This window comes from Arthrobacter sp. B6 (assembly GCF_001663775.1).
Classification (GTDB): Bacteria; Actinomycetota; Actinomycetes; order Actinomycetales; family Micrococcaceae; genus Arthrobacter.
On the sequence record NZ_KV467168.1, the window covers coordinates 1,639,440 to 1,659,589 of the forward strand.

The 20,150-nt window shown below is 65.5% G+C and carries 21 protein-coding genes and 1 tRNA gene; 8 read left to right on the forward strand and 14 right to left on the reverse strand.

Features of this window, described 5'->3' with window-relative positions:
• Nucleotides 1-69: 69 nt before the first annotated feature.
• A complete protein-coding gene (locus AU175_RS07050) occupies nt 70-816 on the reverse strand; it encodes a phosphoglyceromutase (RefSeq protein WP_066287001.1) in 747 nt (248 codons plus the stop codon).
• Between the two features lie 89 nt (nt 817-905).
• Here AU175_RS07050 and AU175_RS07055 point away from each other — a divergent pair, with 89 nt between their 5' ends.
• The gene (locus tag AU175_RS07055) at nt 906-1,739 is read left to right on the forward strand and encodes a class I SAM-dependent methyltransferase (protein ID WP_231938485.1); all 834 of its coding nucleotides are present in this window, start codon (nt 906-908) and stop codon (nt 1,737-1,739) included.
• Between the two features lie 59 nt (nt 1,740-1,798).
• On the opposite strand, the gene AU175_RS07060 is transcribed toward AU175_RS07055, so the two are convergent.
• Together AU175_RS07060 and AU175_RS07065 are read right to left on the reverse strand one after the other, a co-directional pair.
• A complete protein-coding gene (locus AU175_RS07060) occupies nt 1,799-2,137 on the reverse strand; it encodes a DUF2516 family protein (RefSeq protein ID WP_442855277.1) in 339 nt (112 codons plus the stop codon).
• A 24-nt stretch (nt 2,138-2,161) separates the two neighbouring features.
• Nucleotides 2,162-3,352, reverse strand: a complete 1,191-nt coding sequence (locus tag AU175_RS07065; RefSeq protein WP_066287003.1) for a trans-sulfuration enzyme family protein — start codon at nt 3,350-3,352, stop codon at nt 2,162-2,164.
• A gap of 116 nt (nt 3,353-3,468) precedes the next feature.
• On the opposite strand from AU175_RS07065, the gene tmk reads away from it, so the two are divergent.
• The 7 genes from tmk (at nt 3,469) to AU175_RS07100 (ending at nt 8,809) form a co-directional block, all read left to right on the forward strand.
• Nucleotides 3,469-4,125: a dTMP kinase gene (tmk, locus tag AU175_RS07070; RefSeq protein ID WP_066287004.1), complete on the forward strand. Its 657-nt coding sequence runs from the start codon at nt 3,469-3,471 to the stop codon at nt 4,123-4,125.
• Nucleotides 4,122-5,264, forward strand: coding sequence for a DNA polymerase III subunit delta' (locus tag AU175_RS07075; RefSeq protein ID WP_066287005.1), 1,143 nt, complete (start codon nt 4,122-4,124; stop codon nt 5,262-5,264). The genes tmk and AU175_RS07075 overlap by 4 nt, the downstream gene beginning before the upstream one ends.
• 22 nt (nt 5,265-5,286) lie before the next feature.
• Nucleotides 5,287-6,852 carry an alpha/beta hydrolase gene (locus tag AU175_RS07080; protein WP_066287006.1) on the forward strand — a complete coding sequence of 522 codons (1,566 nt, stop codon included), beginning with the start codon at nt 5,287-5,289 and terminating at the stop codon, nt 6,850-6,852.
• Nucleotides 6,853-6,948: 96 nt separating this feature from the next.
• Nucleotides 6,949-7,021, forward strand: a tRNA-Thr gene (locus tag AU175_RS07085).
• Between the two features lie 190 nt (nt 7,022-7,211).
• Nucleotides 7,212-7,448 carry a hypothetical protein gene (locus AU175_RS07090; protein WP_066287008.1) on the forward strand — a complete coding sequence of 79 codons (237 nt, stop codon included), beginning with the start codon at nt 7,212-7,214 and terminating at the stop codon, nt 7,446-7,448.
• A 113-nt stretch (nt 7,449-7,561) separates the two neighbouring features.
• Nucleotides 7,562-8,584, forward strand: coding sequence for a hypothetical protein (locus AU175_RS07095; RefSeq protein ID WP_066287010.1), 1,023 nt, complete (start codon nt 7,562-7,564; stop codon nt 8,582-8,584).
• A gap of 39 nt (nt 8,585-8,623) precedes the next feature.
• The gene (locus tag AU175_RS07100; RefSeq protein WP_066287011.1) at nt 8,624-8,809 is read left to right on the forward strand and encodes a hypothetical protein; all 186 of its coding nucleotides are present in this window, start codon (nt 8,624-8,626) and stop codon (nt 8,807-8,809) included.
• Nucleotides 8,810-8,897: 88 nt separating this feature from the next.
• Here AU175_RS07100 and AU175_RS07105 read toward each other — a convergent pair whose 3' ends face one another.
• The 11 genes from AU175_RS07105 to AU175_RS07155 form a co-directional block, all read right to left on the reverse strand.
• A complete protein-coding gene (locus AU175_RS07105) occupies nt 8,898-9,743 on the reverse strand; it encodes an aldo/keto reductase (protein WP_066287012.1) in 846 nt (281 codons plus the stop codon).
• Nucleotides 9,744-9,827: 84 nt separating this feature from the next.
• Nucleotides 9,828-10,283: a hypothetical protein gene (locus tag AU175_RS07110; RefSeq protein WP_066287014.1), complete on the reverse strand. Its 456-nt coding sequence runs from the start codon at nt 10,281-10,283 to the stop codon at nt 9,828-9,830.
• 7 nt (nt 10,284-10,290) lie between these two features.
• Nucleotides 10,291-10,935 carry a bacterial proteasome activator family protein gene (locus tag AU175_RS07115; RefSeq protein WP_066287016.1) on the reverse strand — a complete coding sequence of 215 codons (645 nt, stop codon included), beginning with the start codon at nt 10,933-10,935 and terminating at the stop codon, nt 10,291-10,293.
• Between the two features lie 38 nt (nt 10,936-10,973).
• Nucleotides 10,974-11,423: a GNAT family N-acetyltransferase gene (locus AU175_RS07120; RefSeq protein ID WP_197497059.1), complete on the reverse strand. Its 450-nt coding sequence runs from the start codon at nt 11,421-11,423 to the stop codon at nt 10,974-10,976.
• A 16-nt stretch (nt 11,424-11,439) separates the two neighbouring features.
• Nucleotides 11,440-11,643: a YbdD/YjiX family protein gene (locus AU175_RS07125; RefSeq protein WP_066287021.1), complete on the reverse strand. Its 204-nt coding sequence runs from the start codon at nt 11,641-11,643 to the stop codon at nt 11,440-11,442.
• A complete protein-coding gene (locus AU175_RS07130; protein WP_066287022.1) occupies nt 11,643-13,943 on the reverse strand; it encodes a carbon starvation CstA family protein in 2,301 nt (766 codons plus the stop codon). The genes AU175_RS07125 and AU175_RS07130 overlap by 1 nt, the downstream gene beginning before the upstream one ends.
• Nucleotides 13,944-14,249: 306 nt before the next feature.
• A complete protein-coding gene (locus AU175_RS07135) occupies nt 14,250-14,534 on the reverse strand; it encodes a DUF1540 domain-containing protein (protein ID WP_066287024.1) in 285 nt (94 codons plus the stop codon).
• 139 nt (nt 14,535-14,673) lie between these two features.
• Nucleotides 14,674-17,568, reverse strand: a complete 2,895-nt coding sequence (locus AU175_RS07140; protein ID WP_066287026.1) for an FtsX-like permease family protein — start codon at nt 17,566-17,568, stop codon at nt 14,674-14,676.
• A 1-nt stretch (nt 17,569) separates the two neighbouring features.
• The gene (locus AU175_RS07145; RefSeq protein WP_066287028.1) at nt 17,570-18,307 is read right to left on the reverse strand and encodes an ABC transporter ATP-binding protein; all 738 of its coding nucleotides are present in this window, start codon (nt 18,305-18,307) and stop codon (nt 17,570-17,572) included.
• Nucleotides 18,304-18,915, reverse strand: coding sequence for a PadR family transcriptional regulator (locus AU175_RS07150; protein ID WP_066287029.1), 612 nt, complete (start codon nt 18,913-18,915; stop codon nt 18,304-18,306). The genes AU175_RS07145 and AU175_RS07150 overlap by 4 nt, the downstream gene beginning before the upstream one ends.
• 145 nt (nt 18,916-19,060) lie before the next feature.
• Nucleotides 19,061-20,044 carry an NAD(P)H-quinone oxidoreductase gene (locus AU175_RS07155; protein ID WP_066287030.1) on the reverse strand — a complete coding sequence of 328 codons (984 nt, stop codon included), beginning with the start codon at nt 20,042-20,044 and terminating at the stop codon, nt 19,061-19,063.
• Between the last annotated feature and the right edge of the window lie 106 nt (nt 20,045-20,150).

Genomic DNA, 20,150 nt, shown 5'->3' on the forward strand with positions numbered 1-20,150 from the left:
ACTCCAATACGAACGACGGGCCGGTCACCTCAGGTGACCGGCCCGCCGTCGTTAACTGCTCAGTACGCCCTATTTCTTGCCCTGATTGGCTACCGCGAGGATGGCTTCGGCAGCGGCGTCGGGATCCAGGTAGGTGCCGCCCCGCTTGATCGGCTGGAAGTCTTCGTCCAGGTCGTAGACCAGCGGGATGCCCGTGGGGATGTTCAGGCTGGCGATGGCTTCGTCGCTGATGCCGTCAAGGTGCTTGACGAGGGCGCGCAGCGAGTTGCCGTGGGCGGTGACGAGGACCGTTTTGCCGGCCTTGAGGTCTTCCTTGATGTCCGACTCCCAGTACGGCAGGAAGCGGACCAGGACGTCCTTCAGGCACTCCGTGCGCGGGAGGGCGGCACCGAGGTTGGCGTAGCGGGGGTCGTGTGCCTGGGAGAACTCGCTGTTGTCGTCCAGGGGCGGCGGCGGGGTGTCATAGGACCGGCGCCATTCCATGAACTGCTCCTCGCCGTATTCGGCCAGGGTCTGTGCTTTGTCCTTGCCCTGCAGTGCGCCGTAGTGGCGTTCGTTCAGGCGCCAGTCGCGCTTGACGGGAATCCAGCCGCGGTCGGCTTTGTCCAGGGCGATGTTGGCCGTGTTGATGGCGCGCTTCAGGAGCGAGGTGTAAAGGATGTCAGGAAGCAGGTCGTGCTCCACCAGAAGCTCACCGCCGCGCGCTGCCTCCTCGCGGCCCTGGTCGTTAAGGTCAACGTCCACCCAGCCGGTGAACAGGTTCTTGGCGTTCCATTCGCTGTGGCCGTGGCGCAGCAGAATCAGCTTGTAAGTCATGATTTTTATCCTAGCTGAGCGCCGCAGGCGCACGCCCAGCGTTACAGCGCGGGGTCACGTGGAGGCGCCACGTTGGATAGGGTTGGGCCGTGGTTCAAAAAGCTGAACGGGTGGACGCGCAGATGTCCGGCAGGAACAGGACCCGCAAACCGGTGGGGAACATTACCCGCGGCACCACCAACCCCAACCGCATGCGGCGCGTGGACCGGTGGCTTACAGGCCCCCAGGCGTGGCGCCTGCGCAAGGCGGAGGATCCCCTGGTTGTCGACCTGGGCTACGGGGCAACGCCCGCCACCGCCGTCGAACTTTTTGAACGTCTGCGCATGGTCCGCCCGGACGTCCGTGTGTGCGGGATCGAGATCGAACCTGAGCGGGTCCGCGTCGCCAGGGAATTGGAAGAGCCCGGGCTGAGCTTCCAGGTTGGGGGCTTCGAGCTGCCCGTGCCCGGGCGTCCGGTCCTGGTCCGCGCCTTCAACGTGTTGCGCCAATATGAGGAAGCGGACGTGGAAGGGATCTGGCGGCTGGTCCAGGGCCGCCTCTCCCCCGGCGGTCTGTTCATCGACGGCACCTGCGACGAGATCGGCCGGCGTGTGACCTGGATTGCACTCGACAGCGAACGGCCTCTGTCCTTAAGCCTGTCCGTACGGTTCGGAAGTTTTGAGCTGCCGTCGGAGACTGCGGAACGGCTGCCCAAGGCGCTGATCCACCGCAATGTTCCCGGCGAACGGATCCACAGCCTCATGGCGGCGATGGACCGGGCATGGCTGGAATCGGCGCCGCTGGCGTCGTTCGGAAACCGTCAGCGGTGGCACGCGATGTGCACGGCACTGCTCGACGGCGGCTGGCCCGTCCACGATGGTCCGTCACGGTGGCGCCTGGGCGAACTCACGGTGGGCTGGGACTCAGTGGCACCGTCAGTTTAGGCGGGCCTACCGGAAGGTCCCCTGAGCGGTGTTTGTGGGTAAGGGAGCCGGTACGGATGTCACCAGGGCCCGTAGGGACCCGTGTTGCGGCTTCCTCCGCGTCCGGCGTCCTTTACTGCCGGCCGCACGTCAGCGAGGTAGATGGAGGCTGCCACCACGGCGGCGAGTCCGAAAAGGCCCAGCGTGCCGAAAAGGCCGCCGCCGCTGCCGAACAGCGACATAACGCCGATCAGCGTGGCGCCGCCGGTGAGCGCCAGCCAGAAGGTCTTGGTCCTCTTGCCGGTGGCCTCAAAGGCGTTGGCCGGATGCCGGGCACAGTCAGCCAGGGCCCACAGCTCAAGACCCAGCGCCACCACGGCAAGGACAAAGAACACTGCCCGCTCTACATAAAAAATCATCACTTGACCGTCCACCATCCCAGCCTAGCCGTCCAGTGTGTCGAGCGCTTGCTTCAAATCGGCCCAGAGGTCCTCAACATTTTCGATTCCGACGCTGAGGCGCACCAGGTTCTCCGGGACGCTGAGCGGTTCGGCGGTGTGGCGGCGGCGGCGTTCGATCAAGGATTCCACGCCGCCCAGGGACGTCGCAGGCAGCCATAGCTGCAGCGCGCGGACGAGCTTATCCGCGGCGTCTGGGCCGCTAAGGTCACCCGCCGGCGCAACCTGGATGCAGACGATCGATCCGAAGCCCTTCATTTGTGCCTTCGCCCGCTGGTGGCCGGGGTCGTTGGCAAGCCCGGGGAAATTGATGCCCTCGATCCGGGGGTGGGTGCCCAGCCGTTCGGCAAGGACCGTCGCGGAATCCTGCGAGCGTTGGATGCGCAGGGCCAGGGTCCGCAGTCCGCGCAGCGCGAGCCAGGCTTCAAACGGCCCGGCAATTGCACCGTGGATGGTCCGGTGGTGCAACAGTGCGGCGCGGATGTCCGGGTTTGGCGTCACCAGGGCACCCAGGACAACGTCGGAGTGACCGGCCAGGTACTTGGTCACCGAATGGAGGACAACGTCTGAACCCAACGCCAGCGGCTGCTGCACCAAGGGAGTGGAGAAGGTGTTGTCGGTGACGACGATGGCCCCGACCTGATGAGCGGCCTCGGCGAGGGCAGGAATGTCGGCGATCCCGAGCATGGGATTGGTCGGGCTTTCCAGCCAGAGCATGCTGGCGGGCCTGGCGTCCGGGCCTGCGGGTGCTATCTGCTCCTTGACTGCTTCCGTGTCTGCAATGTCCACGGTCCGGAGTTCGAGGAAGCCCTTCTGGGCCAGCTCAGCGGCCATCACCAGGGAACCGGAGTAGCTGTGCGAGGGCATGACCAGCACACCGCCGGCAGGCACCAGGGACAGGGCGGAACTGACGGCCGCGAGTCCCGAAGCGTACAGCAGGCCTGGCAGTTCCGATCCTTCAAGCTGGCCGAGGGCCTCCTCAAACGGGTCCCACGTGGGATTGGCGTACCTGCCGTAGCCGCGATCGCCGTCGCCCAGTGGCCCGGTGCCGAAGTAAGTCGAGGACAGCACGATAGGCGGGTTGACCGGTTCGTCCCGTTCGCGGGGCGGCCGGCCTGAAGCGACCACCAGTGTCTCTGCTGACAGGGAGGCGGCGTGCTGGGGGGTGAGACTCATGGGGCTAGCGTACTTTGGGGTGTCGCCTCTCCAGAAAGCCGTTACCTGCAAGTACCGTGCCGGCTGCGGATGGGCGTCCAGTCGGGGAATGTCAGTGGGGTCGGTAGGCTTGTTAAGTGACTATCCAGAGCCCCGGGCTATTTATCGCGTTTGAAGGCGGCGACGGCGCCGGCAAGTCCACGCAGGCGGCCCGGCTCGCCGAAGCCCTGGAATCCCGCGGCCTGAAAGTGCTGCGGACCCGCGAGCCTGGTGGTACGCCCATCGGCGAGAAGCTCCGCTCCCTGGTGCTGGACCACGGCAACGGCCACATCGATGCCCACACCGAGGCGCTCATCTTCGCAGCTTCACGCGCCGCCCACGCCGGCCAGGTCATTCGTCCCGCGCTGGAACGCGGCGACATTGTCCTCACTGACCGCTACATCGATTCCTCAGTGGCGTACCAGGGTGCCGGCCGTGCGCTTGGCACCGAGGCGGTCCTTTCGCTCAACGAATGGGCCACCGAGGGCCTCCAGCCTGACCTGACGGTCCTGCTGGATGTTGACCCCGCGGACGGCCGCCGCCGCCGCACCGCAGGGGATGCTGCCGAGGACCGCCTGGAATCCGAGGCAGACGAATTCCATTCACTGATCAGGGAAGCGTTCCTCCAGCTCGCGGCGTCCCGCCCTGATGCCTACCTCGTCCTGCCCGCTCACCTGGCTGTGGCGGAGCTTGCCGCACGGATCCTGGCCCGCGTGGACGCGCTGCTCGCTTCCTCGGGCCGGGGAGCGGCATGACGGTCTGGGACGACCTCCAGGGCCAGCCCGCCGTCGTCGAACAGCTCCGGCAGGCATCCCTCGGCGACGGGCTGACCCACGCCTGGCTGTTCACTGGCCCGCCGGGCTCTGGGCGTTCCAATGCAGCCAAGGCGTTCGCCGCGGCCCTGAACTGCGACCAGGAGGACGTGACCCGCCGCGGCTGCGGAACATGTCCCGCCTGCCTGACCATCCTCGGCGAGACACACTCCGACGTGACGTTCGTCCGGACGGAGAAGGTCACCATCACCATTGACGAGGCACGGGAGCTCGTTTCAACAGCGGGGAACAGGCCGTCGTCAGGCCGTTGGCGGATCATCGTGGTGGAGGACGCGGACCGGATGGCCGAACGCACCACCAACGTGCTGCTGAAAGCCATCGAAGAACCCACGCCGCGGACTATCTGGATGCTCTGTGCACCGTCGCCCGCGGACGTGTTGGTGACCATCCGCTCCCGCTGCCGCGCCGTGGCACTCCGCCTGCCCCCTGCCGCTGACGTGGCCGCCCTGCTGGTCAAGCGCGACGGCGTTGATCCGTCGCTCGCAGAACAGGCCGCCCGGGCGGCTCAAAGCCATGTTGGGATAGCCCGGCGTCTGGCCCGCGACCCCGAAGCCCGGCAGCGCCGGCTGGAAACGGTGAAGTTCCCGCTGGGGCTGCGCGGCGTCACCGCCGCTGTGATGATGGCCGAAAAGCTGGTGAAGATCGCCACGGCCGAGGCGAACAGCTCCAACGAAGAGCGGGACGCCGCCGAGAAGGCCGCACTGCTGGCAACATTGGGTGCGCCCGAATCCGGGACCCTGCCGCCGGCCATGCGGAGCCAGGTGAAACAGCTCGAAGACGACCAGAAGCGGCGCGCCAAGCGGTCCATCACGGATTCCCTCGACCGGACCCTGACTGACCTGCTGTCCTTCTACCGGGACGTATTGATTATCCAGCTCGGGAATGCTGTGGAGCTGGTGAACGTTGAGCTTAGGGGTGAACTGGAGGAGTTCGCCTCCCGGTCCACCCCGGAGACCACCCTCGCCCGCATGGATGCGATCAACAAAGCGCGGGAGCGCATCACCACCACCAACGTTGCACCGCTGTTGACCGTTGAGTCCATGGCAGCCAGCCTGATCTAGCCCCTTACAAGGAGACCTCTCGATGACTGCTCGCCCCCTGCCCGTACGCCCCCGATTCCGGGGGAATGGAGTACGGGCCGCCGGCGCCCTGGTCCTGGCCATGGTGCTGGCCTCCTGCACCCTTCTTGACGGCGGGCAGCAGGAGCAGGGCACCGCCACCGCCAAGGCAGATCCGTCGATTGTAGCCACGGCACCGGAGGGACTCGAGTCGTTCTACTCACAGGAGGTCGTCTGGGAGCCCTGCGAAAACGGCTTCCAGTGTGCCAAGGTCACGGTGCCCCTGGACTATAAAAAGCCCGACGGCGGGACGATCCAGATTGCCGCCTTGAAGGCCGCGAGCACGGGCAAAAAGTCCGGAACCCTGTTGGTCAATCCCGGCGGACCGGGCGCCTCGGGCTACGACTTCGTCAAGGATGCCGCGGGGACGCATTTCTCAAAGCCAGTGCGGGACGGCTACGACCTCGTGGGATTCGATCCCCGCGGCGTAAAGCGGTCCTCGCCCGTCACCTGCATGTCCGACGCCGAACGCGACGCCGCCCGCGCCAAGATCTATGCCCTCGACACCGATGCCGGGCTGGCGGCCGCCTTAGCGGACAACAAGGTTATCGCTGCACAGTGCGCCGAGCAGACAGGTCCGGCCCTGGGACTGATCGACACTGTCAGCTCGGCCAAGGACCTTGACGTCCTGCGCGCGGTGGTCAACGACGATAAGCTGAACTACCTGGGCTACTCCTACGGCACCTTCCTCGGGTCCACGTATGCGTCGCTCTTCCCCAACAACGTGGGCCGCATGGTGCTGGACGGGGCCCTGGATCCGTCCATCAGCAACGAAGAGCTCACCAGTGGCCAGGCCCGCGCCTTCGAGAAGGCCATCAGATCCTATGTCGCTGACTGCCTCCAGGAAGACGGCTGTCCCCTGAGCGGTACTGTGGACAGCGGCGTCCAGCAGATCCGCGACCTTATTGGTGCGGTCCAGCAGACGCCGCGGACGGCGAAGGACGGTCGTCTGGTGAACGCCACCATGTTCGTCAGCGGACTCATCACCCCGCTGTACAACGACGCAAGCTGGCCCGCCCTGACCCAGGCCCTCGACGCTGCCATGACCGGTGACGTGAGCCTGATGCTGCGGCTCGCCGACCTCGGCGCCGACCGCACGTCCAACGGAACCTACTCGTCCAACTCAACCTTTGCGTTCAATGCCATCAACTGCCTGGACTACCCAATGGTCTCCGATACCGCGGGGATGCGCGCCGAGCAACAGCGGCTCATGGCAGACTCCCCCACCCTGGGATACTTCTTTGCCTATGGCGGCACGAACTGCGTGGACTGGCCGCACAAGAGCGTGCGCACACCGGCCCCTGTGGAATACACCGGCGAATCCTCCATCGTGGTCATCGGGACGACTGGCGACCCTGCCACCCCCGTGGAATGGGCCACGTCCCTTCGCAAGCAGCTGGGAAACGCCTCCCTGCTGACTTGGCGGGGTGAAGGGCACACGGCCTATGGCCGTGCCAACAGCTGCATCGGTGATGCCGTGGACAGCTACCTCGTTGAGGGCAAGGTTCCGGCGGACAACACAGTCTGCTGAGCACGGTGCGGCGCCCATTTTGACCCGGGCGCCGGAACTCTATTACAGTTGACTCTTGCATGAACCAGCCGGATTCGTCCGGTTACCGCATGCGGTGCTTCCTTAGCTCAGTCGGTAGAGCGTTTCACTCGTAATGAAAAGGTCATCAGTTCGATTCTGATAGGAAGCTCGGGATAAACCCCGGACAGCCCCTAAATTTAGGGGTTTCCGGGGTTTTTCGCTGGTTAAGCCAGAACCCCTGCTTAGCGCCAGGGCACACTTAGGTCATGAACGGGTAACGGCCACATCGCTGCAATCACGTGTTGATAACCCTTGCAGTCGAGCGGAACATACAGTCTTCCCCGCGCCTACACTGAGCCATGGATGCGATTCCTGCGGTGATCCTGGTCTTCGGTGTCGCCTTCGTCTGGATCGGCTTGACTGTGTTCATCGTCCTGCGGCTGCGCCGCCACCGGAACGGGTCCTCACTGGTGGCTTCGGCTCCCCCTCCCGCCGAAGCTGACCGCCGTCCGCACAGGCCATGGCGCCGCGTCCGCCCGCTAACCGGAGCAACCCTGCGGCAACGCCGGCTGCGGCCCAGGAAGGTCCGCGGGTGAAGGCTTCCGTCTACTCAAGGGCCGCCGCTTCAAGGAACCCGCCGGACGGCATCCATTTCCGGCATGTGACTGGCAGCTCGGGGCCGTAGGCTGGTGATGCCTATGATGGCGTCATGGATGACGAAGAGCTGGCCGGCATCGCCAATGCACTCTACGCGCTGCCGCTCGACGAGTTCATAGCAGCCCGCACAGCGGCGGCGAAGGAGGCCGCCGGAACCACAGAAGGACTGCCGGCCGCCGTGAAAGCCCTGCCTAAGCCTTCGGTGGCTGCCTGGGCCGTCAACATGCTCGCCGCACACCAGCCGGACATCCTGCATCAGCTCAACGAACTCGGCGGTCGGATGCGGGCTGCCCAGTCCTCCCTCGACGCGGCCGGGATGAGGGACTTGGGCCGGGAACGCAGGACGCTGCTGGCTGCCGCTGTCGATGCTGCCTGTTCCGTCGCGGAGCAGCACGGGCGACGCATCAGCGGAGCCGTGGCAACCGGCGTCGAAGAGACACTGCGGGCGGTGACGGCCGATGAAGGCGCCGCTGCCGCAGTCCAGAGCGGGCGCCTGCTGCAGATCCTTTCGGCCGACGGCGTGGATACCGTTGACCTCGACGGTGCCGTGGCGGTGCCCGGTGCCGTCGCCGCGCCCCGGGCCGCGGAACCTGGACTGTCCCCCGCACCAGCCAGGGGCGAGGAAACCAGCGCCAAGAAGGTCAGTGCTGTCAGGGACAAGGCCCCTAAGGGCCGGCCGGCCACGACGGCGGATGTCCCGGCCGCCGCAGCGTCAGACAAGCCACGCCTGCAGGCGGTCCGCCAGGCACCACGGCCAGCGTCGCCGTCGGCCCTGGAAAAGGCCCAGGCAGCGGAACGCGTGGCGGCTGAAGCCGCCGATGAGGCAACCCGACAGGCGCAGGAGCGGCTCGAAGAGCTGGAAGCGGCGGAGGCTGACCACAAGCGGCTGGCACACGAAGCAAAGGAACTCCGGGCCCGGCTCAAATCCACGGAGGAACAGCTGGAACGCACGCGAAAGCTGAAGGAAACTGTTGCAGCGGAAACCAAACAGGCGGCGCGCGCAGCGGACAAAGCCCAGCGGTCTGCAATGCTGGCGCATGAACGTGTCCTCCGGTTGGGCAACACGCGGCCCTGATGCTCCGTTATTGTCAGACCCCGGTTGCACACTGGATTTATGGAAACCCAACTCGTTCAGGAATTTCACGTCACCTACTTCGACGCCGACTGCGGCCGGATCCGGGCAGAGAGCTTTGACACGCGGGAAGAAGCGGCGCGCTTCGCTGACCGCACCTGCTCCAGCGAGGACTCATGGGCCGTGATTGACGCGGTCGCCATCGAGCAGGCACGGATCGCCGCCTAAAGCAGGAAGCCCCGCCCAATCCGGCCTAGCCGGGATGGACGGGGCCGGCGGCACTCCGCCAGGGAGCGCTGTGCCTCTCAGGCCTGCTTTAAGCGAAGTCGGAAACGGCAGGATCCGGACCCATGCGGCCCTCGCCGCGGGCAGTCCGGTCCAGACCGTTGATGGCTTGGACATCGCCGTCGTCGAGGGTGATCTCCAACGCCGCAAAGTTTTCACGGATGCGGGACTCCGTCACGGACTTGGGGATGACCACGTTCCCCAGCGCCAGGTGCCAGGCAATAACCACCTGGGCCGGCGTGGCCCGGTGCTTGGCGGCAATGGCAGTCACGGTTGCATCCTCCAGGAGCTCCCCGCCCTGGCCCAGCGGAGACCACGCCTGGGTCAGGATTCCCTTGGACGCACCGAAGTCACGCAGTTCCCGCTGGCTGAAATACGGGTGCAGTTCAATCTGGTGAATGGCCGGAACCACGCCGGATTCGTCGATAAGCCGCTGCAGGCCTTCAGCCGTGAAGTTCGAAACACCGATGGACCGCACCCGGCCACGCTTCTGGAGTTCAATCAAAGCTTTCCAAGTGTCCACGTACTTGTCCTGCTGAGGCTGCATCCAGTGGATGAGGTACAGATCCAGGGATTGCAGGCCCAGCCGGTCCAAGGACTCCTCGAAGGCCGCCAGTGTGGTGTCGTAGCCCTGGTCCGCGTTCCACAGCTTGGTGGTGATGAAGATGTCCTCCGCGGAAAGGCCGGAAGATGCAACCGCGCGGCCAACTCCCGCCTCGTTGCCGTAGATCTTGGCGGTGTCGATGTGGCGGAAGCCCGCCTCGAATGCCTGGCGGACCACCTTCTCCGCGACACCGTCCTCAACCTGCCACACACCATAACCGAGCTGGGGAATGGTGTGTCCGTCGTTAAAAGTGAGTGTGGGGGTAGAAGTCATTCCGCCATAGTGCCAAACGATCGCCCCAGGCCGAAGCGAAACGGCGCCCGCTAAGCCACACGCGTAACCGGGAATACTCTCCGGCTAGAGACCGGCAGTGTCCTCGGCGAGACGGCGTTCGGCGTCGGCCACCTGTTCGAACACTGACTCCGCGCGCCGCCGCACGGACGCGGCCCCCACCGGTACCGGCCCGACGGCGAGCCGCAGCATCGCGGCGGCCTCTGCGGTGGTGGCCAACGAATTTCCGGCCTTGGACAGGGACCGGTGGACACCGGCGAGTGGTCCCGGAATATCCAGGCCATCGCTGGGCGAACGGCGCTGGGCCTCCACGCAGATCACGCGGACCCGTTCCAGGAGTTCTGCCAGTTCGTTGGCGATATCAACCAGTTCGGCGTACAGCTGGTCGTCCTCGACGCCCTCCAGCACCTGGTGATACCGGTCAAGGCCACGATGGAACCTGTCGTGGGCCCGGCGCCACAGGCCCTTGCCGAGTTCGGCGTCGTCTTTGCGCCCCTGGCGGGCGGCGGTAAAGAATCCCAAAAAGAACCTACAGGTACTGGCCGGGACCGTGGTCCGGGTCCTGCGGCTGTCCCGGTTTCCCGGGGGTGTGGCTTTGGGCTGCCGCCGAGGCACGCTGAGGCTCGCCGTTTTCACCAATAACCACGCCGGGAGCAATCACTGTTCCCGGCGGAAGCTGCCTGAGCTGGAGCTGGGCTGCCGCATGCTCCCTCGCGGCGTGCTGGGCTGCGATGGCGGTCTGAATGCCGTGGAACAGGCCTTCCAGCCAACCCACCAGCTGGGCCTGGGCGATGCGGAGCTCGGCATCGGAAGGGGCGGCGTCGTCAGGGAAAGGCAGGCTGATCCGTTCCAGTTCCTCCACCAGCTCCGGAGCAAGCCCGTCTTCCAGCTCCTTAATGGAGCGCTCGTGGATCTCCGCCAGGCGTCCCCGGGCGGCGTCGTCCAGGGGCGCAGCCTTAACTTCCTCCAGCAGCTGCCGGATCATGGTGCCGATCCGCATGACTTTCGCAGGTTCATCCACCAGGTCCTGCAGGCTCGCCTTCGATTTCGCGCCGTCAGCCGGCCGGCCGTCAGCCGGCACAGGCGGTCCCGCGGCCTCGAGGGGTGTACCCTCCACAGTTGTTCCCTCAACAGGGAGCTCCTCTGATGGCTGAGTGTCTGTCTGATCGCCCATGCGTTCATACTCTCATGAGCCAGCGGCCGCAAAGCCAGTCAATGAAGCTGCTTGACCAGAATCGCGCCCTCGTCCGCAGTGAACCCGGCTTTCAGGTAGAAACCCACCGCATAGGTGTTCGCCGGAACCCAAACGTCCAACACGTCGTTCTCCGCCATCCAGAGCTCCATGGCTGACACCAGGGCAGTACCGACTCCCTGGCGCCGCCAGTGGGCATGGACGCCCATCTCCATCAGCAATAGCTCGGCCCAGGGGCCGGCGGTGCGCCGGCGCTGCACAATGCAGTGCAGGAAGCCCACAGTCAGCGTGCCGGCCTCGGCGACCCAAAAGAGCACGGACGGATCGGCAAGGAAGGCCCGGGCGCCGTCGAGCGTTAATGCCCCCGACGGCGCCCCGGACGGGTCCTCGTCAAACAGGTTGTCAGCCTCGGACAGTTCGTTGAAGAGCTCCGCATCCTCCCGACCGAGCCTGCGGATCCCAACCCCCATGGGCAGGCCCGTCAATTCAGCAGCACCTGCCCTGGGGGGTGGAGTCCTGCCGGTCCGTGCGGTCCCGCCAGAACTCACGTTCGGACAGTGGCGGCTCATGGTGTCCTGTCCCGCGGTGGTATTCCACGTACTTGGAGTACGCGTCCGCACCCAGGACACCGCCGAGGTAACGGGAAAATCCGCGGAATCCCGTTACGATGGCGGACAGACCGGCCCCCATCAGTGGTGCCCGGCCCTTTCGAACCTGAGGTCGGCCGGCAGTTCGTTCCATTCAGCCACCAGTTCCCGTTCCGCCGGCGTGGGGATGAGCCCCGCGGGCGCGAAGACCCTGGACGCCCGCGCCTCATCCTCGTGGTCCTTGTTGGCAATTCCGGCCCGGTGATTGCGGAAGGCCCTGGCTGTGGCCAGGATCGCGGTGACAATAACGATGATGCTCAACACCACAAAGATGACTGACAGCCAGCCCTGAATGGCAGTGTTACGGACCACGGCTTCCATTGCGGCCACGGTCTTGGCCGAACCGAATTCGGTCTTGCCATCCCCAAGGGCCTTGGAGAAGGCCGCGTTGTTCGCGAAATAACCCACAGCCGGGACCGGTGAGAAGATCTTCTGGAAACTGGCCGTGATGGTGACCACCGCAGCGAAGGCCAACGGCAGGGCAACAATCCAGAGGTACTTGAAGGTTCCACGTTTGGCGACGATGGCCAGGCAGACGGACAAGGCAATGGCCGCCAGCAACTGGTTGGCGATCCCGAACAGCGGGAACAGGGTGTTGATCCCGCCGAGGGGATCCGTAACACCCATCAGGAGCACCGCACCCCAGGCGCCCACCATAATGGCTGTACACAGCCAGGCACCGGGGCGCCAGGAGTGTTCCTTGAACTTCGGGGCAAAGTTGCCGATGGAATCCTGCAACATAAAGCGTGCCACCCGCGTCCCGGCGTCGACCGCGGTGAGGATGAACAGCGCTTCGAACATGATGGCGAAGTGGTACCAGAAGGCCATCATCGCCGTGCCACCGATGAACTGCTGCATGATATGTGCCAAACCGACGGCCAAGGTGGGGGCGCCGCCTGTCCGGGAGACGATGCTCTCCTCGCCGACGTTCCTGGCTGTCTCGGACAGCAGGTCCGGGCTGATGTTCACGCCGGCCAGACCCAGGCTGTTGACCCAGGTGGCAGCCGTTTCCACGGTACCCCCGGTCAGCGCGACGGGGGCATTCATCGCGAAGTAGAGTCCGCGGTCTATGGAGATCGCCGCGACGAGGGCCATGATGGCCACGAACGACTCCATCAGCATCCCGCCGTAACCGATAAAGCGGGTCTGCCGCTCCTTTTCGATGAGCTTGGGCGTGGTTCCGGAAGCGATCAGGGCGTGGAACCCCGACAACGCGCCGCAGGCGATGGTGACAAAGAGGAACGGGAACAAGGCGCCGGGGAAGACCGGTCCGTTGTCCCTGCTTGCGAATTCGCTGAAGGCCGGCACAGTGATTTCCGGGCGGACCACAATAATGGCCAGCGCGAGCATAACGATCACGCCGATCTTCATGAACGTTGAGAGGTAGTCACGGGGTGCCAGCAGGAGCCAGACCGGAAGTATGGCCGCGATGAAGCCATACACAATGAGGCCCCAGGCAATGGTCACCTTGTCCAGCGAGAAGAACGCAGCGCCCCATTCCGTTTCGGCTACGATGCCACCGCCGATAATGGCGGCCATGAGCAGCACGAATCCAATAAGCGACACTTCCATGACCTTGCCGGGCCTGAGGAAGCGAAGGTAGACGCCCATGAAGAGCGCGATAGGAATGGTCAAACCCACAGAGAAGACGCCCCAGGGGCTTTCCCCCAGTGCGTTCACAACGACGAGCGCCAGGATGGCGACGATGATCACCATGATGAGGAGCGTGGCAACCAGGGCAGCGGTGCCGCCTATGACGCCCAGTTCCTCACGTGCCATCTGGCCCAGGGAACGTCCGCCGCGGCGCATGGAGAAGAACATCACGAGGTAGTCCTGGACAGCTCCGGCCAGGACCACGCCGACAATAATCCAAATGGTGCCCGGGAGGTATCCCATCTGGGCGGCGATGATGGGGCCAACCAGCGGACCGGCCCCGGCAATCGCGGCGAAATGGTGGCCGAACAGGACATTGCGGTCGGTGCGGACGTAGTCCCTGCCATCGGCCTTGTACTCAGCGGGCGTGGCACGCCGGTCATCCGGCTTGGTGATGTACCGCTCGATGACTTTCGAATAGAAGCGGTATCCGATGAGGTACGTACAGACGGAAGCGAACACAAACCAGATCGCATTGACCGTCTCGCCCCGGATAATGGCCACCATGAACCAGGCGATGCCGCCGAGGAGGGCGATGGCAGCCCAGAGGGCAATTTTGGCGGGGGTCCAGTTTTTGTCTTCGGCCTCGCGGGCGGCGTCGTCCACCGCAGTTGCCGGCAGCTTTGGATCGGTGGCCAGTTGGCCACCCCCGGGCTGCGGGCCGCCCAGTTCGTCTGGCATTCCGGCCATGTCTCCTCCTTGAGATCTCCTGCATCAGTGATTTGCTCCAAGGCACCCTACCAATGCCATGGCAACAGAAAGCCTGCTTCGCCCCCGGGCTGCGTGTCGCTGCGGTGAACGGCGGGGACGGAGCGCCGAGCGACGGCCGAGGAGCGCAGAGCGACTGCCGCCAAAGCCGCCAAAGAACCGTCGGGAAGTATGCCCTCCCGGGCGCACGGAAGGCCTCCGTCCAAGGTTTCCCGGACGGAGGCCTTCTGCACGTTTGGTCCCGGTTCGGAGCCGGGTTCGGCGGGCTGCTTCTTCGTGTTCGGGTTTCTACGCGTGTGAGTAAGTGAGGCAATCCGCGTTGTCAACCCCGGGGCCAACGTGGACTTCAGCGGCATTACACATCAGATGGTCATTGTGGACACACTCGGAGCGCTGGCACGCTCCAACATCTGCCAGGACCTTTGGCAGCCCGCCGTGCATGCCGGTGTCAATGAAGGTGGCGCAGCTGGCGTGGTCAGTACTTCCCGCGACCGTGATGGCGTGGGCCGTGCAGCCTTCGTGGTCGTTGAAGGAGCAACGGGTAACACTGCAATCGGCAACATGTGTTGTCATAAGAGGTTCCTCCGTATTCCGGCTGCCCGGGGTGGACAGCGTCCTGCCTCCCACGGTAGGCCGGTTCGGCCCAATCAAAAAGACCCAACTGTGTGACCTAATTCCGCACATGTTCGTCCAGTTCCCTGTGCACTGCGAATCAGGTGCCGACCTCCCGGCGGGATATCGGCAGCCTCGCACGCGTGAACAGCCAGGCCAAGGCGGCTCCCGTCAGTGGCACGGCCAGCAGCAGCGCGGCAAGCTGGAGCCAGGGGACGACGGGGGTCCGCGCCAGCCCGGTGGCCGTCACCACCAGAATTGCGGGCACTATTCCCGCCACGCTTCCCAGCACGGTTCCCAGCCCGGCCGTCATCAGGGCCTGCGAACCTGCGAGCGCCTTCCGTAGTCCGGGGGCTGCCCCCACCCCTGCGAGAGTCACATGGTCTTTCCGCGAGTCCGCCATGGACAAGCCCGTCGTGATACCCGCCGCGCTGAGGGTGATCAGCGCCCCCAGCCCGACAATGGACCAGAGAATCAGGGAAGCATCCCGTTCCGCACCGCGCTCCACATGAATTGACGTGAACTGGTTCCCAAAGACGATGGCGAGGGCGGAGGACGCCTTATCCGTCTGGGCAGCCTCAGGAAAGGCACTAAGTTGGACCAGGAGGGCGCCACTTTCCACGCGCATTCCCGCCGCGGCTGCAGCTTCATGGGACAGGATCCCGTAGTAAGGAACCTTGACGTCCGGTTCCAGCACCGCCGCCGCAACGTTTGTCCTGCCTTCTTCCTGGTAACCCTGGAAAGCTTGTGCATTGGTGACCCCGGGCAGGGGTTTTCGCACATCCTGCGCGACCAGGGCCGCGTGCCCGTCGCGGACGAACACGGGATTGGTCACCACCATCCCGCCGGCGGCCAATACGTCGCGTGCTTCCTCCGTCGGCGCCTTTCCCAGGAGTGCCTCCACGTCGTCCACGGTCCCGACCACGATCGAGCCGGCACTACCGTGGCTCGCATAGGGCCGCATCGCACCCTGGCAGCGCCAGTCATCGGGATCGAGGACACGCTGGCCGGCAGTCTCCGGGCACTCGTTGCCTTCCGGCACGGCGAGCGAATATTCCAGGCAGCTGGACGTCGGGGTCTGCGCCGGGGACATGTCCAAGAGCTCGGGGCGCATCTCGCAGTTGCGGATACCGGGCGTCCTCAGCACACGGGTCCACTCGACCGTGTCAAGGGCGCCGCCCAACGCTGATGCCACCAAGCCGGGATCCATCTGTTTCGGCTCCGGCATGGTCCCGTCTGCCAGCATGGGCTGGCCGGCAAACAGGGGTACCACCGTCTGGTTCCTCAGGGCTGACCAGTAGTGGTTCTCCTGTTCGTTCGCCTGCTGGCTGGAAGCCAGGACCATCGCGGCGCTGGCAAGCGTGGCGGCAGCGAGGACGGCGGCAACCGCCGGCACCGTCCGGCTGCGGTTGCGTGAAGAATCCCGGGCTGCCATACGTGCAGCGAGCGGCAGCGCCCCTGCCCGGCCGGCCAGGAAAGCCACAACGGTGCCGGTCAGCAGGACCAGCGACACAACGCCAAGCACCGCACCGCCAAGCAGGAACCAGGCAATAACCGGCGTCCGGGAGATGAAAACGTCCGGGTCTTCGCTGGTTAGGGCCAGCCAGTTACTTGCTGCCAACGCGGCTGCGGCCAGGCCGAGCAGTGCTGCTCCCAGGACGGCTGGCCGTTTGCCTGCCGTGAGGGGTGCCCGCCCGGATTTGAGCGCACCGAGGACGGCCTGGCGCGCCACCTGCCGCGCCGGAGCCAGGGCGGCAAGCAGGCACGCAGTGAAGCCCATCAGCATCGCCACAGCAGTCAGCAGCGTGTCCGGATGGAAGCCCGGGAAACGGACCGATCCGTTGAGGCGCGCCACAAAAACGACGACGGCGGCGGCGGACAGTCCGGTGGCCGCACCTGCGGCAACGGCAATGCCGCCCAACCATAGTGCCGCGGCCATCACCACGGAGCGGATGGTGGGAGTCTCTGCCCCCGAGGCCGCCAGGAGTGCCAGCTCGCGGACCTGGCCTTTGGCGCCCACGGCAAACGCGGCCCCCGCGAGGAGCCCCACCTCGAGCAGCGCAATCGCCCCAAGGAACGCCCCTGTGAGGTACGCGGAAAACTGCGATGCGTCGTTGGACTCTACCGGGGTACCGTCCGGTCCCCGCTGATCCTGCGGAGGCGGGCTCAGGGCCACCCTTCTGGACAGCACGGCCACCCCCGCAGCGTTGGCCTCCCGGACCTGGCTCCACGTCACAGGCTCCGGTCCCACCAGGTAGTACAGGGTGGACTTGACCACCGCGGACGGCTCGGAACCGGTGGACTCCGCCCGATCCTCACCCAGGCCTCCTTGCCCGGGCTTGAGGTACACGATGGAATTGCTGTCCGAGTAGCCAGCATCCCGCAGTGTCCCAACCACCACAAAAGTTCCGGCCGAGGTTGCGAGTTCCTCCCCCAATCCGAGTCCGAACCGTTCCAGCAGGCCCGGCGAAACCAGCATCTCGGCGTCGGTTCCGGGCGATCGGCCCTGGAGCAGCGTGTACTTTCCCGCGAAAGCCGGGGCGAGGGCGTCCACCGCCCGCCCCACGACCGGCACCTGCGCGGCGCCTGACCCCGCGGTCAGGTCCAGGGTGGATTCGGTCAGTACGGAATACCCTGCCGGCACCAGGTCCCGTGGATCCTTCGGCTTGAATTCAGGGTCGTGGTCCCAGTTGTTGGAGGAGGCAATCCTGGTTTCGTCGACGGGGTCCTGGACCATGTGGCCGTTTGGCACCGCCATCGGACGGAAGCGGGCCTGGGTGCCGCCCAGCTGGTACTGCACACGCTCCGCCGCCGTCTCCTGGCTGCTCTGGAAGAGTGTCACCGCACCGGTCATGGCTGCCACTGGCAGCATGATCAGCAGGATGATGAGGAGGGAACGCCCTTTATGGCGGCGGACGTCGCGCCGCGCCATGCGCATCGCCACACGGAAAGCCTGCCGGCGCCCTCCCGGCGCCGGCTTCAGATCCAGCGCCACGTCAGTATCCGGCCTGGGCCAAAAGCATGGCGGGATCGTGCATGGCCGCTGCCTGATCCACGATCCGGCCGTCCCGGAGGAAAACCACGCGGTCAGCCCAGGCGGCGTGCCGGGCCTCGTGCGTCACCAGCATCACGGCGGCCCCGGCATCTGCCCGGCTGCGCAGCACCTCCATCACGCCCTGGCCGGTGGTGGAATCCAGTGCACCCGTTGGCTCGTCGGCCAGAATCAGCCGGCGGTCGCCGACGATGGCACGCGCAATGGCCACCCGCTGCTGCTGGCCACCGGACATCTGGTCCATGAAGCGGTCGGCCAGTTCGGGGATGCCCACCTGCCGCAGGGCGTTCAGTGCCTGCCGCTGCGCCTTCCTTGCAGCTGCCCCGTCCAGCTCCAACGGCAGCGCCACGTTCTCGGCGGCGGTCAGGGTGGGGACAAGATTGAAGTCCTGGAAGACGTAGCCGACGGCGCGGCGGCGCAGCCGTGCCAGTTCGTTCAGTCCCAGCCCGCCCAAGGGGGTGGACTCCACAAAGACACCGCCCGACGTCGGACGGTCCAGTCCCCCTGCCAGCGCCAGGAGGGACGATTTCCCTGAACCTGACGGACCCATCACGGCGACGAACTCGCCGGCACTGACCGTAAGGTTAACCTCCCGAAGAGCAGCGACCGCCGTCGCTCCCTCACCGAACGTCCTGCTGACCTTTGCAAGTTCAAGGACCTGCTGCGGCCCCCGGACGCTCACCGGCGGCTATCCGCGATGAGCGGGGCAGCCTCTTCCACAGTGACCCCGTTGGACGTTTTACGTGCTGCTGCCTGGTTGGCTGATTGTGCCTGCTGCACCATGCGTGCCTCGCAGAGGTCCAGCCAGCGGACCTCCGCTTCCGTCTGGAAAATCAGCGAGTCCAGTACCAGCAGCCAAGCGGTATCCGCCGACCGCTGGTTTGCTGCGGTGTCCCGGCGCGCCTTGGTGTAGTCCTGCAGAGCCCGGATCGAGGCCACGCGCTGGGCCTGGATGATTGCCTGCACATCCACTCCCGGAAGAGTCACGGCGAGCGCCAGCTTGATGGCGAGTTCATTCCGCGGCGGATTGTTGCGCTCAACCGGGGCTGCGAACCAGCCTTGCACTGCCGCTTTCCCTGCAGGGGTGATGCTGTAGACCACGTGGCCTTCCCCGTCCCCGCCGTCATTGCTGACCAGGCCATCGCGTTCCAGCCGGTCCAGCGTGGTGTACACCTGCCCGATATTCAGGGGCCAGGTGGCCCCTGTGCGGTTCTCGAACTCAACCCTGAGCTGGTAGCCGTAACGCGGCTGGTCCTGCAGCAGGGCGAGGAGGCTGTGGCGGATAGACATGATGCTCCTAGCGGTGGCGTCAGCGTCGGTATGCACGGACCCCCAAGACCCGTGCATACCGCGTATGGAGTGACAGTAGCCGAACCGCGCATGCAAAGCAATACTGAGTATTTAGCAGCCGTGTCCTATCCGTCCGCCCGCACCACTACATGACCAACAGGACCTTGCCCACGTGCTCGCCACTGTCGAAATACCTGTGCGCTGCCCGGACCTGGTCCAGCGGGAAGGTCTTGGCCACCAAAGGGCGGATCCGGCCGTCCGAGATCAGGGGCCACACCGACTCCCGGACAGCGTCCATGATGGCGCCCTTTTCCGCCACGGGACGCGGCCGCAGCGCGGTGGCCACCACCGCCGCCCGCTTCCTCAACAGCTGGCCAAGATCCAATTCGCCCTTCGCGCCGCCCTGCAGGCCGATCACAATCAGCCGTCCGTAGTCGGCCAGCGCGTCGACGTTGTGGGACAGGTACTTCGCTCCCACCACGTCCAGGATCACGTCGGCGCCCTTGCCGCCGTTCTGTCGCCGCAGGCTCTCCGGAAAATCCTCCTCGGCGTAGTTGATGGCGATGTCCGCCCCCAGGAAGGCCTTCGCCGTGCCCACTTTTTCGTCGTTCCCGGCGGTGGTGGCAACCCGGGCACCGAACGCCTTGGCCAGTTGGATGGCCATGGTTCCAATGCCGCCGGTCGCTCCGTGGATGAGCACGGTTTCGCCTGCCTGCAGCTGCGCCGTCATGACCAGGTTCGAGTAGACGGTGGCGGCCACCTCAGGCAGCGACGCCGCAGTGACCAAGTCGACGCCGTCGGGAATCCGCAGGACCTGCTCGGCGGGAACGGCGACCTGCTGGGCGTAGCCTCCGCCGGCCAGGAGCGCCACCACCTTGTCGCCCACGGAGAAGGGCTTGCTGACGCCGGGGCCGAAACCGGCGATCCTTCCGGAAACTTCCAGGCCCGGAACCTCGGAAGCACCTGGCGGCGGCGGGTAGAAACCCCTTCGCTGCTGCACGTCCGCGCGGTTGAGGCCGGCAGCAACGACGTCGATCAACACCTCACCCTGCCCCGGAATTGGAGCGTCCACGTCGCGGACTTCCAGTACCTCCGGACCACCAGGTTCTGAAATGTAGACGGCTTTCATGGAGGACTCCCGTTTCTAGCTGATTCGTGCACCAAAACCAGTGTGCACCGGACGCACGCCATACTCTGTTTTGTTGCAGCCAACTGCCTATGAAACACTACTCGTT

Excerpts from the sequence above, each read along its gene's own strand:
- AU175_RS07130 (WP_066287022.1), bottom strand. The coding sequence starts at position 13,943 with ATGGCCGGAATGCCAGACGAACTGGGCGGCCCGCAGCCCGGGGGTGGC.
- AU175_RS07155 (WP_066287030.1), bottom strand. The coding sequence starts at position 20,044 with ATGAAAGCCGTCTACATTTCAGAACCTGGTGGTCCGGAGGTACTGGAA.
- AU175_RS07080 (WP_066287006.1), top strand. The coding sequence starts at position 5,287 with ATGACTGCTCGCCCCCTGCCCGTACGCCCCCGATTCCGGGGGAATGGA.
- AU175_RS07050 (WP_066287001.1), bottom strand. The coding sequence starts at position 816 with ATGACTTACAAGCTGATTCTGCTGCGCCACGGCCACAGCGAATGGAAC.
- AU175_RS07095 (WP_066287010.1), top strand. The coding sequence starts at position 7,562 with ATGGATGACGAAGAGCTGGCCGGCATCGCCAATGCACTCTACGCGCTG.
- AU175_RS07090 (WP_066287008.1), top strand. The coding sequence starts at position 7,212 with ATGGATGCGATTCCTGCGGTGATCCTGGTCTTCGGTGTCGCCTTCGTC.
- AU175_RS07105 (WP_066287012.1), bottom strand. The coding sequence starts at position 9,743 with ATGACTTCTACCCCCACACTCACTTTTAACGACGGACACACCATTCCC.
- AU175_RS07065 (WP_066287003.1), bottom strand. The coding sequence starts at position 3,352 with ATGAGTCTCACCCCCCAGCACGCCGCCTCCCTGTCAGCAGAGACACTG.
- AU175_RS07125 (WP_066287021.1), bottom strand. The coding sequence starts at position 11,643 with ATGGGGGCCGGTCTGTCCGCCATCGTAACGGGATTCCGCGGATTTTCC.
- AU175_RS07060 (WP_442855277.1), bottom strand. The coding sequence starts at position 2,137 with ATGATTTTTTATGTAGAGCGGGCAGTGTTCTTTGTCCTTGCCGTGGTG.
- AU175_RS07115 (WP_066287016.1), bottom strand. The coding sequence starts at position 10,935 with ATGGGCGATCAGACAGACACTCAGCCATCAGAGGAGCTCCCTGTTGAG.
- AU175_RS07150 (WP_066287029.1), bottom strand. The coding sequence starts at position 18,915 with ATGTCTATCCGCCACAGCCTCCTCGCCCTGCTGCAGGACCAGCCGCGT.
- AU175_RS07135 (WP_066287024.1), bottom strand. The coding sequence starts at position 14,534 with ATGACAACACATGTTGCCGATTGCAGTGTTACCCGTTGCTCCTTCAAC.
- AU175_RS07100 (WP_066287011.1), top strand. The coding sequence starts at position 8,624 with ATGGAAACCCAACTCGTTCAGGAATTTCACGTCACCTACTTCGACGCC.
- AU175_RS07075 (WP_066287005.1), top strand. The coding sequence starts at position 4,122 with ATGACGGTCTGGGACGACCTCCAGGGCCAGCCCGCCGTCGTCGAACAG.
- AU175_RS07120 (WP_197497059.1), bottom strand. The coding sequence starts at position 11,423 with ATGGGGGTTGGGATCCGCAGGCTCGGTCGGGAGGATGCGGAGCTCTTC.